The sequence below is a fragment of the Subtercola vilae genome, from assembly GCF_004923255.1.
GTDB classification, from domain to species: Bacteria; Actinomycetota; Actinomycetes; order Actinomycetales; family Microbacteriaceae; genus Subtercola; species Subtercola vilae.
Genome location: NZ_QYRT01000013.1, coordinates 22365 through 36508 on the forward strand (window position 1 = coordinate 22365; position 14144 = coordinate 36508).

The following is a 14144-nucleotide window of genomic DNA, read 5'->3' on the forward strand; positions in this document are numbered from 1 at the left end:
ACAGGCCCTTCATCCGGTGGGGCCAGGGGGGAGAACGCGCATGCTCGCAAACGTCGTGCTCGTGATCGTCGGCGTCGTCTCTGCCGTGCTCGTCGGCCTGGTCAGTCGCCGCGTTCTCGGCGGCCCGGTGGGTTGGCCGCGCAGCATCATCGTCGGCCTGCTCGTGTTCGTCTGCGGTTCGCCATTCGCACTGTGGGTGGGTGAGCAGACCGGTACAGTCTCGAACACCGACCACACGTTCGAGAGTTCGTCGCTGATCGGCATCGTCGTCATCGTCGTCAGCGTGGCCTGGATCTTCGCCCTCGGGGTGGCCGTTCTGGCCGGCCTTGAGGTTCTGCTCCCCACCCGACCTCTGGTGAACCCCATCGACGTGGTTCGCGGTGCGCTTGCCCAGCGCCGTCGCACCCAGCGTTACCTGCAGATACTCGAGATCGCCTCGCGCCACGGCGCCGGTTTCGTGTTCTCGGGGCGGTCGCGACGAAGCTCTGAACTGTCGACAGCCCAGCAGCGGGCAAACGCTGTGATCGCCACGATCAATGCCTCTGGCGTGACCTTCGTCAAGATCGGCCAGGTGCTCTCGACCCGGCGCGACCTCGTGCCCGAGCCTTACCTGAGCGCGCTCGCATCGTTGCAGTCGAGCGCAACCACGCTGCCCTGGCCCGCGATCCGCGCGGCGGTCGAGGCAGAACTGGGCCGGCCGATCGCTGAGTTGTTCCTGCACGTCGACGAAGAGCCGCTCGCCGCCGCCTCGGTGGCACAGGTTCACACGGCGACCCTGCTCGACGGCACGAGCGTCGTGATCAAGGTGCAGCGGCCCACCGCCCGCCACCAGGTGGAGGCCGACGTCGACATCATTCTGCGACTCGCCCGCCGGGCCGAGGAGCAGACCAGTCAGGGCCGGGAGCTGCGCGCCGAGTCGGTGGCCCGCGGGTTCACTACCACTCTGCTCGACGAACTCGACTACACGATCGAGTACAACAACACCGAGATGATCCGCTCGACTCTGATGCGCATAGCCGAGCACCACGGCACGCCGGGCGTCACCATCACCGTTCCGACGGTGTACCCCGAGGCGAGCAGCGGGCGCATGATCACGATGGACCTGGTCGACGGCGTGCCGCTCAGCCGGGCATCCGATCGCCTCGCTCTCATGACGCCCGAGCTTCGCCACACGCTCGCGGTGGGGCTGATGAACACCGTGCTCGAACAGATTCTGGTCTACGGGGTCTTTCACGCCGACCTGCACCCCGGCAACGTGATTCTGCGCGAGAACGACACGCTCGGGCTCATCGACTTCGGCGCGATCGGCATCATCGAGCGCAGCCAGCGCGAGCGCCTCGCCACGCTGCTGCTCGCCGCGTCGAACGAAGACGACATCGCGGCGACCGACGCCCTGCTGCTGATCGTCGATGTGCCACCGGATGCCGACATCGACTCGTTTCGCCACGACATCGGCATCGTGCTGACCATCGTGCGACACCGCGCGGGCGGCGGCGGGTCGATCTTCACCCTGATGCTCGACGTGATTCGCCAGCACCACATCGCGCTGCCCGCCACGCTGGCCTCGGCGTTTCGGAGCTTCGCCACCCTCGAGGGCTGCCTGCGCGTGCTGGTGCCCGACTTCGACATGATGGGCAGCGCACTCGACCGCGTGCCAACGCTTCTTCTGCGCATGCTGAGCGTGAAACGCATTGCCGCCACGGCGCAGGCGCAGGCGTCGAACACCGCAGCCTACGCGCGCACCCTGCCTCGCCGCCTCAACTCACTGGTGTCGCAGCTCGAGAGTGGCACGTTGGGCGTGAAGGTGAGGCACTTCTCGGCTCCGGATGACCGGCTCTTCGTCAACGCGATCGTCGGCGAGATCGTGGGCACCTTCGTCTCGGTGGCCGCCATTGTCGTGTCGATCGTGCTGGTCGTGGTGGGTTCTGGCCCGTTGCTGGCCCCGAACCTGCACCTGTTCGACCTGCTCGGCGCGGTCATCGGGCTGTTCGGATTCCTCGGTGTCATGCGGGTTGTGCGCAACGCCCTCGTTCGGCGGGTGGGCGGCAGATGACAAGGCAGCTGCCCGGCCCCGCGACGGGCCGCCCGACCGGGGCCACGGGCCCGCCGCGCCGGCCCGGTATCGTGACTCTGGTCGTGGTGCTGATCTACGTGGCAGGGTTCGTCGACATCGGCCTGGGGCTGGCGGCGATCTTCGCCCGGTACCTGCCAGAAGTCGTGGCGGCCGGCACCACCACCCGGCTCATCGTCACACTCGTCGGGGCCGCCACCGTGCTGTTCGGCCTCCTGAGTATTGCGCTTGCGTCGGGAGTCTCCCGCGGCAGCAGGTTTGCCCGCTGGGGTGTCAGCGGTCTGCTGCTGGCCGGGCTGCTGCTCACCGTGGTGTTCGCGATCGCCGAGCCCGGCGACGGGTTCTCCGGCGTTGTCACGCAGGCCGTCGCGTGTGCGGTGGTGATCGCCCCGCTCTGGCTCGGGCGGGGTGGCCGCTACTTCGTCGACGCCTGAACCGCGTCGAGGCTCTGCAGGGCACGCAGTTCGTCGCGGGCCGTCAGCCTGCGGTGCACGAAGCGCACCACCTCGATGAGCCCGATGCTGGCCGCCGAGATGACGAGCACGAGCGCCGCCGTCGGCAGCGTCGGGTCGACGAGTTGTAAGAAGTCGCTGACGAGCGGAATCGCGTAGACCAACACCAGCCCGATCATCATGGCGCCGATCACGGCCGCCTTGATCGGGCCGATGGGCCGTGAGAGCACCACCAGAATCCAGAGTCCGACGATGGTGAGAATGAGGGTCGATCCCGTGCGAATCTCGGCTTCGGGAATCGCCAGGTTCGCCGCGACCCGCGCGAACACGGCGAGCCCCACCGTCACCACGGCCCCGGCCGGAATGGCGAACGTCAGCGAGCGACGCAGAAAGCCGGGCACGTAGCGTTTCTTGTTCGGCAGCAGCGCGAAGAAGAACGCCGGAATGCCGATGGTCAGCCCGTCGGTGATCGAGAGCTGCCGCGGCAGAAACGGGAAGGGCAGCAGCAGTACGCCGAACACCAGCGCCAGAAACGCCGCATAGGCGGTCTTGGTGAGAAAGAGCATCGACACCCGCTCGATGTTCGCGATGACCTGCCGGCCTTCGGCGACCACGTGCGGCAGGTGCGAGAACTTGCTGTCGAGCAGAATCAGGCGAGCCACCGCCTTGGTCGCCGCCGCGCCCGAATTCATGGCGATGCCGATGTCGGCCTCTTTGATGGCGAGTGCGTCGTTCACGCCGTCGCCGGTCATGGCCACGGTGTGTCCGGCCGCTTTCAGTGCAATGACGATACGCTTCTTCTGCTCGGGGGTGACCCGGCCGAAGACGATGTTCTGTTGCAGCACCCTGATCAGGGCATCCTGGTCGTCGGGCAGTTCGCGGGCGTCGAAACCGTGCGGCACATCGAGGCCCACATCGCGGGCGATCGCCGCCACGGTCTGCGGGTTGTCGCCCGAGATGACCCGCACGGCAACGCCCTGCTCCGCGAAGAAGTCGAGCGTCTCACGCGCGTCGGGCCGGATGTTCTCGCGGAACGTGAGCAGTGCAACAGGCACTGCGTCGCCGGGTACGGTCTCGTCGTCGGTGGGTGTGCCGTGCGCGAGCACGAGGGTGCGCCGGCCGGTGGCGGCGAGCTCGGCTGCCCGGTGGGTGAGGGCTGAGTGATCAGGGAGGGCCGGGTGGTCAGCGGGAAAGACCATCTCGGGGCCGCCCAGTATCCACATGCTCTCATCGAAGATGACGGCGCTCCACTTGCGTGCCGACGAGAACGGCACCGTGCCCGTGGGGGTCGCGTCAGGCGCCACCGTGAACTCCGTTGCCAGGCTGCGAGCCGTGGCATTTGCGTCGTTCTGAACCCCGTACCAGCCCAGCACCTCGCGCCAGCCGGCTCGTTCGCCGAGCGGGTGAGCCCCGTCGAAGACGATGTCACCCTGTGTGAGGGTGCCGGTCTTGTCGAGGCAGATGATGTCGACGCGGGCCAGGCCCTCGACGGCGGGCAGCTCCTGCACCAACACCTGCTGGCGCGACAGCTTCACGGCCCCCACCGCGAACGTGATGCTCGTGATCAGAACAAGGCCCAGCGGCACGGCTGCCACGACCGACGCGATCGTCGCGACCACCGCGTCTTTCCATCGGCCGCTGGAAATGGCTTCGCCCCACCCACCCTGCGCGATCATCTGCGAGTTCAGCACGATCACGGCGAGCGGGCCGATCACCCAGGAGATCCACTTCAGAACGCGGTTGATCGACGACCGAAGCTCAGAGGTGACGAGAGAGAACTTCTTCGCCTCGTTCGCGATCGTGTTCGCATACGAGTCGGCTCCCACCCGGATGACGGTGGCGCGGCCCTCGCCGCCCACCACGATAGAACCTGAGAGCACTTCGGCTCCGGCCACTTTCTCTACGGCGTCACTCTCGCCGGTCAGCATCGATTCGTCGAGCTGCAGCCCGCGGGCATCGAGCACACGGCCGTCGGCAGAGACCTGGTCGCCGGCGCGCAGCACGAGCAGATCATCCATCACCACCTCACCGATGGCTATCTCGACCTCGACACCGTCACGCAGCACCCGGGCGCTCGGAGCGTTCAGCACGGCCAGACGGTCGAGCGCCCGCTTCGCCCGGTACTCCTGCACCGTGCCGATCACGGCATTGACCACCGCGCTGAAGCCGAACAGCGCGTCTTGCCAGCGACCCACCACGATGAGCACCAGAAAACATGCCGCAACAATGGCGTTGAACAGGGTGAGCACGTTGGCGCGCAGGATGCTCCACACACTGCGGCTCGACCCCTGCACATACGCGTTGGTGCGATTCTCGGCGACGCGCGTGGCCACCTCGCTCGAGGTCAACCCGCCTGAGGTCAACCCGCCCGAGGTCAACCCGCCTGAGGTCGACCGGCCTGAGGTCGACCCACTCGCGGTCGTGTGAACGGGGGTCGGCGTCATGGCTCCATTCTGGGCTGAGGGGGCGGGGCCGCGCTACTGAATCGCCTGCTGGTGTCGATTCACGAGCCGCCCTTCGCAAACTCACCCCGCGTACCGCGTCACGTTTTGCTGCGTTGATGGTCTTAACAGGTGGAGGCCCGTGTGTGGGCCGCGTACGACCCCCGAAAAGACTAGGAAATGCGTGATGAAGAAGTTCCAGACAGCCGAGCCCGTCGACGAGACGGCCGAGGGCACTGTTCGCCAAGGCCTCACTCGCCGCCAGATCGCCGCAATCAGTGGCGCGGCCTATGCCGCTCCGGTGGGCACATACCCGGCCAAGACCATCACGTTCAGCCTCGGTCTCGCCATCGCCGCGGGCAGCTCGCAGACCTTCGCGCTCTCGGTTCTGCTCGGTGCCGGTACCGTCGACGACGGCACTGTACTCAGCTGGGACACGAGCGTGAAGATTCTCGGCAGCTACCAAGTGGGCTCAGAGAAGACCTCTGATCTCTCGTGGGTCGGCACGAGCGCGTAACGACGACAACCACCACACGACGACAGCCACGCCACGCCATCATGCTCACTTCGTTCGCCCTGACCCCCTCTGCCGAGACGGTGGCCGCTCTCTTCGGCGCCGCACGCTCCCGCGGCATGGGGTGGCGGCCCTCTTCGTGGTTCCAGCCGAAACGCAAGATACTGATCGTGCGCTCGTTCGGTGACGCCGGTGCTCGCGAGGTCATCACTGCGTCATGGGGCTTTGTGCCCGCGTGGCACGACGGCGAACTCGAACCGCTGTCGCAGGTGGGCATTCGTCGGGTCGAGACGAACGGCCTGTTTCGGGATGCCCTGCGGCACGGGCGCTGTCTCATTCCGATGAGCGCGCCTGCCGTGCCCGGGGCTCTGCCTGACGCCCTCGGCTCGGCTCCCGTCGTGGCCGCGGCCGCGCTGGCGAGCATTCGTCTCGTCGACGGGCATGAGCGGGTGAGCGTCGCACTGCTCACCGCTGAGGCCGCCGCCGGAACGGGGGAGCGGCACGGGCTGCCGGCGCTGCTCGATACGGCCGGCCGTGCGGCCTGGCTCGACCCGCACGCGAGCACCGCGGGCGCGCTGGCCGGCCTGCGCGCCGCGGTGTCACACTGAGGGGGCGCGGAGTCCGCCGCCACACTCGCCGTCGCTGACGCTCTCCGCTGAGGGTCGCTCCCGCCTGAGCAGTGAGCCCCGTGTGGGGGGCCTCTAGACTGTGTGCATGAGGTGCCGAACCAGGCGACGCAGCCGAGGGCGTGTTGCCGTCGGCGCCGCCATCCTCGCGGTGGTTACAGCCGCGACGCTCTCTGGATGCGCGGGAACCTGGTTCAAACCGGCCGCACCCGCGCTGCACATCTCGGTCGATGACTGCCCGGTTCTGCCCGGCGCCGTGCGAGATGTGAGCAATGGCAAACCGCTGACGCGGTTGTTACTGCGCGAAGATGCACGGCCCACCGCTGCGCTGTTGTGCACCTACGAGGCGACGACGAATGGTGTCGATACGGCCGATACAGCCAGTGCAGTCGATGCGGCCGGTTCGACCGAGGGGCCTGCGGGCGTCGTGACCCTGATGCAGGGTGTACACGTGCAGGAGACCGATGCGGTGGCGCTCGCCACGAGCATCCTGACGCTGTCGCTCGCGCCGCAGTTCGGTGTTGCGGGGTGCCCGATGGATGCGGGCGGAACATTTGCCCTGATCGTCTTTCACTACCCCGACGGCGCCGACACCGACCTGTATTACCACGACACGGGATGCGAGACGCTCGACAACGGGAGTATCGGCGCCGGTCAGGTGGACAGCACCAGCTTCAACGACTTTCAGGTGAAATTCAGCGACCTGATCGGGCCCGTACCCGGCGCGTTCTGAAGCGGGGCTCAGATGCCCTGAAGCGAGAACATGCGGTCAAGAAAGACGGTGCCCGCACCCAGCAGGCCGCAGTCGTCGGGGCGGGTTGCCGTGGCGATGGTGAGCCTGTCGGTGGCCAGGGGCAGGCACTCGGCGTAGAGCATCGCACGCACGCCGGTGACGAAGACCTCCGACTGGCTGAGCACGCCGCCGAGCACCAGACGGTCTGGGTTGAAGAAGTTGACGATGGTAGCGAGCACGCCGCCCGTCATACTGCCGGCCTCCCGTAGAAGGCGGGTGGCCACCGGGTCGGCGTCGCGAGCAAGGGCGATCATGTCTTCGACGGTCGCCACCTCGCGCCCTGCCGCCTGCAGTTCGCGAACCAGCGCGTTGCCGCTGGCCAGGGCGTCGAGACAGCCCGTGCGACCGCACGAGCAGGCAACGGGCGGCGCGCCGGGCACCGAGACATGACTGATGTCGCCAGCCGCCCCGCGACTGCCGGTGAACAGCTCACCGCGGGCGATGATGCCGCAACCGATGCCCGAGCCTGCTTTGACAAAAACCTGGTCGGGTTCTCTGCGATCGCTCGCGGCATACTCGCCGAGGGCCATCAGATTCGCGTCGTTGTTGACCAGAACCGGTACCCCCGCGAGTGCTCCCAGAATCTGGGCCACGTCGATGCCGTTCCAGCCGGGCATGCGCGACGGAGCGATCACTCGGCCCGTCTCGGCCGAGACCGGCCCCGGCACACCCACCGACAGCCCTCTCAATAAGAGCTGCGAGTAGGCGGTGCTCTCGGCCAGCATTGTCTCGAATTCGGCCCAGACGCGCTGCAGCACGGGGTGCGGCCCGGCGGCGACGTCGAGTTCGATGTCGATGCGCGCCACGAGTTGCCCCGAGAGGTCGACGAGCCCGATGGAGGTTCGGTCGATTCCGAGGTCGATGCACCCCACGATGCCGCCGTCGTGGCGAAGCGCCAATCGGCGGGGTCGGCGGCCGCCTCGGGAGACGCCGTCACCCACCTCTATAACGTGGCCGAGACCGATCAGTTCGTCGACCCGGGCCGTTACCGTCGACGGCGACAGGCCCGTGATCTTCGCCAAGTCGGCCTTCGAGTCGGCAAGGCCCGCACGAAGCGGGCCGAGGATCGCCAGGTTCTGGGCCGAGAACCGGGTGAACGAGGGGGGCACTCTAGAAGCCATTCGATCCATCCATTTGCCCGAGCTTACTCCATAATCAAACAAAGAAACTCGAAATATGCGTGCAACAATAGATTGTTAGTTTGATTTACCAGCAACATGCTCATGGATGACCGTGGGTGGGTAGATCACGATGACAGTGGCGATGCGGCCAGGCCGCATCATGATTCGAAGGCGGCACCTGTGGCTCACGCACCGACCAGTACGGCACCGGCGATGGTTCAGATGACCGCCGTGCAGAAGCACTTCGGCGATCACCACGTTCTGAAAGACATCGACCTCACCATCGCACCGCGCGAGGTCGTCGTGGTTGTCGGGCCCTCTGGCTCTGGCAAGTCGACACTCTGCCGATGCATCAACAGGCTCGAGACCATCACCTCCGGCAGCATCTCGGTCGACGGTGTCGAGCTGCCCTCCGAGGGCAAGGCCCTCGCCCGGCTCCGCGCCGAGGTGGGAATGGTGTTCCAATCGTTCAACCTCTTCGCGCATCGCACCATTCTCGACAACGTGACGCTGGCGCCCATCAAGGTTCTGGGCCAGCCCCGCAAAGAGGCCCAGGCCGAGGGTCTTCAGCTGCTCGAGCGGGTGGGTATCGCCGACAAGTCCGACCAGTTTCCGGCCCAACTCTCGGGCGGCCAGCAGCAGCGCGCCGCCATTGCCCGCGCGCTCGCCATGAAGCCGAAGGTGATGCTCTTCGATGAGCCCACGAGCGCCCTCGACCCCGAGATGGTGAGCGAAGTGCTCGACGTCATGACGTCGCTGGCGAGTGAGGGGATGACCATGGTGGTGGTCACCCACGAAATGGGTTTCGCCCGCCGCGCAGCCGACCGGGTCATCTTCATGGATGACGGTCGCATCGTCGAGCAGAACACCCCCGCCGACTTCTTCGACCGGGCGTCGAGCCCCCGCGCCCAGGCCTTCCTGTCAAAAATCCTGCCGCACTGACTCCTGAACCCAGGCCCCTGACCCCAGGCCCCACAACAGCTTCACCCTGCACCGAAAAACGAAACGCGAAACGAAAGAAAGGTTCCACCCGTGCCCAGCACACGAAAAACCCTCACGCGAGGCATCCCCCTGCTCGCCATCACCGTCACCGCCGCCCTGGCCTTCAGCGCGTGCTCGTCAGACAGCTCAGCTGTGCCCACCTCCAACCCGACGTCGAGCGCTTCGAACGCACTGTCGTCGGTGTACTCGAACGCGGCCGTGGCCTCGGCTGCAGACCTGATTCCCGATTCGACAATGGCGAAGATCAAGGCGCGCGGCAAACTGATCGTCGCCGAAGCGCTCGATGCACCGCTGCTCTCGCAGCAAGACCCCTCGAACCCCGACAATGTCGAGGGTTTTGATGCCGACCTCGCCAAGCTGCTGGCCATCTACATTCTGGGCACACCGAGCGTCGAGATCATTCCGCCCGCCTCTGAGACGCGCGAGGCGCTGCTGCAGAACGGTACCGTCGACGTGGTCTTCAACACCTACACGATCACCACCGAGCGTGACGCGCAGGTCGACTTCGCGGGCCCGTACCTGCAGTCGGGGCTGGCCGTCGCGGTGAAGAGCGACAACACGAGCATCCAGAGCGTCAGTGATCTCGGTGGCAAGACGGTCATCGTCGGTGCGAACACGCCCGCCGTGACCGCTGTTCCCGAGCAGCAGCCGACCGCCAAGGTCGTCAGCTTCGCCACCGACCCCGAGGCCGTGCTGGCTCTCACCCAGGGCCGTGGTGACGCCTACGTTCAAGACTTCACGCTGCTCGCCAGCGATGCTGCCTCGAACAAGGCCATCAAGGTCGTGGGCCAGCCGTTCACGACCGAGTCGTACGGCATCGGTCTGAAGAACAACGACACGCAGTTCAAGTCGTTCATCAACGCGTGGTTGACCAAAATCGAAGCCAGCGGTGACTGGGCGAAGGTGTGGAACGCCACGCTCGGCTCAGCCGTGACGTCGTCGACGCCCACCCCGCCCGCCATCGGGTCGGTTCCCGGTTCCTGATCAGCACCACCTGATTCCGAAGGCAGGGCGAGAGCCCGGGCCTGACCCACGATGAGATCGACCAGCAGAGGAACGCGATGAACATCTTCGCAGACAGCGCCGGCCCGCTGCTGTCGGCACTCGGCACCACCATCATGATGGCGGTGATCGCCGGTGTCGCAGCGATCGTGCTCGGAACGATCGTGACGGCCGCGCGCATCAGCCCCATTCCGGTGCTGCGCGGCATCGCGTTCGTCTACGTGCAGTTCTTCGTGAACGTTCCCCTGCTGGTTCTTCTCATCCTCGCCGTCTTCGCTCTGCCCGACGCCGGGCTGCTGCTGCCGCTCACGCCGACGGCCATCATCGTTCTGGCCCTCTACGAAGCGGCCTATGTCGCCGAGGCGATCCGCAGTGGTGTGAACACCGTGGGCACGGGCCAGATCGAGGCGAGCCGGGCGCTCGGGTTCACCCTCGTGCAGACGCTGCGGCTCGTGGTGGTGCCGCAGGCGCTCCGCGCGGCGGTGCAGCCGATCGGCAACGTGATGATCGCCCTCACGATGAATACGGCTCTCGCCGCGGCCATTGGTGTGGTCGAGCTCACCTCAGAGGCGAACAAACTCAACCTCGTTCAGGCTCAGCCCATTCTCATCTTCAGCGTCGCGGGCCTCGTCTACATGGCGCTCGCGCTGATCATCGGGCTGAGCGCCGGCAGAATCGAAAAGAGAGTGGCGATCAAACGATGAGTGCATCTTCTTCGCACCAGCCTGCGGTCTCGCTGTACGACGAACCCGGGCCTCGCGCACAACGTGCGATCCGGCTGTGGTCGGTTGTCGCCGTCATTGTGGTCATCGCCCTGATCGTGGCCGCTGCGGTGCAGTTCGGTTCGCACGGCCAACTCGACGCCGAGCGCTGGACGCCGTTTCTGAGCGCCGGAATCTGGCAGTACCTCTTCGTGGGGCTGTGGGGCACCATTCAGGCCGCCGCCCTCGTGGCGGTGCTGGGCGGGGCCTTCGGGCTGGTTCTGGCACTCGGCCGGCTGAGTCGCAACCCGGTCATCCACTGGGTCAGCACCGCCTACATCGAGATCGCCCGCACGATTCCCGTGCTGCTGCTGATCTATCTGATGCTGTTCGGGCTGCCGCAGCTGGGTCTGAACTTCCCGCTGCTGTGGAAGCTGGTGATCCCGCTCACGGTGGCGAATGCGGCGGCGTTCGCCGAGATCATTCGGGCGGGCATCCTCGGGCTTCCCGCCGGCCAGTCAGAGGCGGCGGCCAGCCTCGGCCTCTCTCGCGGGCAAGCCATGCGACTCGTCGTTCTGCCGCAGGCCCTGCGGTTCGTGACGCCCTCGCTCGTCACCCAGCTCGTGAGCCTCGTCAAAGACACCTCGCTCGGCTATATCGTGGCGTTCACCGAACTGCTCTACCGCGGGCAGGTGCTCGCGGCATACAACCACTTTCTGATTCCCACCTTCGTTGTCGTGACGGTCATCTACCTGGTTTTCAACGGCGCGCTGTCGACCCTGGCGTCGCAACTGCGTCGCCGACCGGGCAAGCGCAGCCTCGCAGAACCGAGTACCAGTGCGCCTGTGGTCGGCGTCCCCGTCACCGACTCGTCGATCCGCTAGGAGCACCACATCACTACCCCCACCGATGCACCGCGACCGACCGTCGTGGAAATCTGCATCGACGACCTCGCCGGTGCCCTCGTGGCTGAACGCGCCGGCGCCCAGCGCGTGGAGCTCTGCGCCGACCTCGTCGAGGGCGGCACCACGCCCAGCCTCGGGTTGCTGCGAGCAGTGGCTCGCGAAACATCGACCATCGGTATTCAGGTCATGGTGCGCCCGCGGGGCGGCGACTTCGTGTATTCGGCGGCCGAGCTGGCCGTGATGTGTCTCGATCTCGAGCAGATCAGGGCGGTCTCCGAAACTATTCCGGGCCGTATCGGTGTCGTGCTCGGCGCGCTGACGACCGGTCACCGGGTCGACGTCGCCGCGATGCGGCAGCTGATCGCGGCGGCCGGCGAGCTGCCCGTCACCTTTCACAAGGCGTTCGACGAGACGGGCGACCTGGCCGCGAGCTCCGACGTGTTGGCGGGGCTGGGGGTGACGGCCATCCTGAGCTCAGGGGGCGCGCCGACCGCCGAGAAGGGTGCTGCCGCCCTCAAACTGCTGATCGAACGTTCGGCGTCAGGCCCCCGGATGCTCGTGGGTGGCGGCGTTCGACCGCACAACGTTCGGGCGCTCGTCGCTGCCACCGGTGCAGGCGAGGTGCACCTGCGGGCCCAAGTGCCCTCTGCCCGCGGCGACGGAACGCTCGAGACCGACCGCGCCCTCGTCGAGCAACTGATCGCGGCAGTGGGTCCTGACGCAGCGCCCGACATCGAGGCGGTGCTCGCGCTCGATATCGGCGGCACCAACCTCAAGGGCGCCGTGGTCGACTCGCTCGGCCGCGTCGTGTTGGCAGAGACGCTGGATGCGGGTGCGTCGGGCGACGAGTCTCTCGAGCTCGTGCGTACGCTGCTGCTGAGGCTCAAGCAGCACGCTTCGGAGGCGGGCTGGAACGTCATCGGCGCCGGCGTCGTGACGCCCGGCATCATCGACCCGGCCACCGGCACTGTGCGGTACGCCTCGACGCTGGAGTGGACCAATGTAGCGCTCGGCCCTGTGCTCAGCGCCGACCTCGGTATTCCCGTGGCCATCGGCCACGATGTGCGCTCGGCAGGGCTTGCCGAGGCGCTCTTCGGTGCCTCAGCCGGGGTCTCGAACTCGGTGCTCGTCGCCATCGGTACCGGGGTTGCTGCTGCCATTCTCAGTACCGACCTTCCCGTGGTGGGGCACCTGACGTCTGCCGGTGAACTCGGTCACATTCCGGCGCTGCCGCACGGCGAAGACTGCACTTGCGGGCAGCGCGGCTGCCTCGAGGTCTACATGTCGGGTGCGGGGCTCGCGCGGCGGTACCAAGCGCTCGGCGGGCTCGACAGCCTCACCGCGGCTGAGATCGTCGAGCGGCAGGGCACCGATGCGGTTGCCCGACGGGTGTGGGGCGACGGCGTCGAGGCGCTCGCACTGGGTCTGAAGACAGTGACCCTTCTTCTAGACCCTGCCGTCATCGTGCTCACCGGCGGAGTGTCGCGTGCCGGCGCCGCTTTGCTCGACCCCGTTCGCGAGCAGCTCGCCGCCGCGCTGGCCTGGCGCTCGGCACCGCCCGTCGAGACCTCGGTTCTCGGCACCTCTGGTAGTCGTATCGGCGCCTCAGTACTGGCCTTCCGCGCCGCTGGGCGACCTGACACGCCCGCCGAGTGGATGCTCGACAACCTGCTCGGCCACCCCACAGAGTCGCTCGTTCCCGCCCTGCCCGCTGCCTCTCGAAAGAACTGATCCCATGGCTGAAATCATCATCGTCGACACCCCCGCTGACGCGGGCGCGGTGGCCGGAGCGGCGATTGCGCTACTCGTCGACCGCCGACCCGACGCGGTTCTCGGGGTCGCGACCGGTTCGACGCCGCTGCCGGTCTACTCCGACCTTCGGGAGCGGTTGGCCGGGCGCGACGTGTCACAGGTGCGTGCCTTTGCGCTCGATGAGTACGTGGGAATCGCCCGCGACCACCCCGAGAGCTACCACAGCATCATCGACGCCCAGGTGACGGTACCCCTCGGCCTCACGCGCGGGCTGGTGCAGGTGCCCAACGGCCAGGCCGACGATCTCGAACAGGCTGCGCTCGAGTACGACGCGGCCATCCGGGCTGCCGGCGGCATAGACCTGCAGCTGCTCGGTATCGGCACCGACGGACACATCGGTTTCAACGAACCCGGCTCGTCGTTCGCCTCGCGCACCCGGGTCAAAACGCTCACGCCGCAGACCCGCAGCGACAACGCCCGATTCTTCGCCTCGGTCGACGAGGTGCCCCGGCACGCGCTGACCCAGGGCCTCGGCACTATCCTCGAGGCGCGCCATCTGGTGCTGCTGGCGTTCGGCGAATCCAAGGCAGAGGCCGTGGCGCGGGCGGTCGAGGGGCCGATGAGTGCGCGGGTGCCGGCCACGGCCATCCATCTGCATCCGCACTGCACGGTGATCGTCGATCGCGCCGCCGCGAGCCAGCTCGTCGACACCGCGTTCTACGAATACGTCTTCGCGAACAAGCCCGCCTGGCAGGGTATCTGAC

At 67.0% G+C, this 14144-nt stretch carries 13 protein-coding genes; 11 read left to right on the plus strand and 2 right to left on the minus strand.

Annotation, left to right across the window (positions count from 1 at the left end; all coding sequences use genetic code 11):
- Positions 1–40: 40 nt before the first annotated feature.
- Positions 41–2053: an ABC1 kinase family protein gene (locus D4765_RS08700; RefSeq protein ID WP_136641905.1), complete on the plus strand. Its 2013-nt coding sequence runs from the start codon at positions 41–43 to the stop codon at positions 2051–2053.
- Positions 2050–2505, plus strand: coding sequence for a hypothetical protein (locus D4765_RS08705; RefSeq protein ID WP_237280325.1), 456 nt, complete (start codon positions 2050–2052; stop codon positions 2503–2505). Before D4765_RS08700 ends, D4765_RS08705 begins: the two co-directional genes overlap by 4 nt.
- Here the strand turns inward: D4765_RS08705 and D4765_RS08710 are convergent.
- Positions 2487–4967: an HAD-IC family P-type ATPase gene (locus D4765_RS08710; protein ID WP_136641906.1), complete on the minus strand. Its 2481-nt coding sequence runs from the start codon at positions 4965–4967 to the stop codon at positions 2487–2489. The two genes, D4765_RS08705 and D4765_RS08710, sit on opposite strands and share 19 nt — an antisense overlap.
- A 184-nt stretch (positions 4968–5151) precedes the next feature.
- Between D4765_RS08710 and D4765_RS08715 the strand changes: the two genes are divergently transcribed.
- From D4765_RS08715 to D4765_RS08725, 3 genes are all read left to right on the plus strand, one after another.
- Complete coding sequence (locus D4765_RS08715; RefSeq protein ID WP_136641907.1) at positions 5152–5481, plus strand: hypothetical protein; 330 nt, start codon at positions 5152–5154, stop codon at positions 5479–5481.
- A 41-nt stretch (positions 5482–5522) separates the two neighbouring features.
- On the plus strand, positions 5523–6086 hold the full coding sequence (locus tag D4765_RS08720; protein WP_136641908.1) for an SOS response-associated peptidase family protein: 564 nt from the start codon (positions 5523–5525) through the stop codon (positions 6084–6086).
- Between the two features lie 106 nt (positions 6087–6192).
- Entirely contained in the window at positions 6193–6837 is a 645-nt protein-coding gene (locus tag D4765_RS08725) for a hypothetical protein (RefSeq protein ID WP_136641909.1), read from the plus strand.
- An 8-nt stretch (positions 6838–6845) separates the two neighbouring features.
- Here the strand turns inward: D4765_RS08725 and D4765_RS08730 are convergent, their stop codons facing one another.
- Positions 6846–8018: an ROK family transcriptional regulator gene (locus tag D4765_RS08730; RefSeq protein ID WP_136641910.1), complete on the minus strand. Its 1173-nt coding sequence runs from the start codon at positions 8016–8018 to the stop codon at positions 6846–6848.
- 213 nt (positions 8019–8231) lie between these two features.
- On the opposite strand from D4765_RS08730, the gene D4765_RS08735 reads away from it, so the two are divergent.
- The 6 genes from D4765_RS08735 to nagB all read left to right on the plus strand — a co-directional run bounded on the left by D4765_RS08735 (position 8232) and on the right by nagB (position 14143).
- A complete protein-coding gene (locus tag D4765_RS08735) occupies positions 8232–8960 on the plus strand; it encodes an amino acid ABC transporter ATP-binding protein (protein WP_136641975.1) in 729 nt (242 codons plus the stop codon).
- Positions 8961–9050: 90 nt separating this feature from the next.
- Positions 9051–10004 (plus strand): glutamate ABC transporter substrate-binding protein, encoded by a 954-nt coding sequence (locus D4765_RS08740; RefSeq protein WP_136641911.1) that lies wholly within the window; start codon positions 9051–9053, stop codon positions 10002–10004.
- Positions 10005–10081: 77 nt separating this feature from the next.
- Positions 10082–10726: an amino acid ABC transporter permease gene (locus tag D4765_RS08745; RefSeq protein WP_136641912.1), complete on the plus strand. Its 645-nt coding sequence runs from the start codon at positions 10082–10084 to the stop codon at positions 10724–10726.
- Entirely contained in the window at positions 10723–11607 is an 885-nt protein-coding gene (locus D4765_RS08750) for an amino acid ABC transporter permease (protein ID WP_136641913.1), read from the plus strand. Before D4765_RS08745 ends, D4765_RS08750 begins: the two co-directional genes overlap by 4 nt.
- A gap of 45 nt (positions 11608–11652) precedes the next feature.
- Entirely contained in the window at positions 11653–13359 is a 1707-nt protein-coding gene (locus D4765_RS08760; protein WP_237280326.1) for a copper homeostasis protein CutC, read from the plus strand.
- A 4-nt stretch (positions 13360–13363) separates the two neighbouring features.
- Positions 13364–14143 (plus strand): glucosamine-6-phosphate deaminase, encoded by a 780-nt coding sequence (gene nagB / locus D4765_RS08765; RefSeq protein ID WP_136641914.1) that lies wholly within the window; start codon positions 13364–13366, stop codon positions 14141–14143.
- Position 14144: the final 1 nt, after the last annotated feature.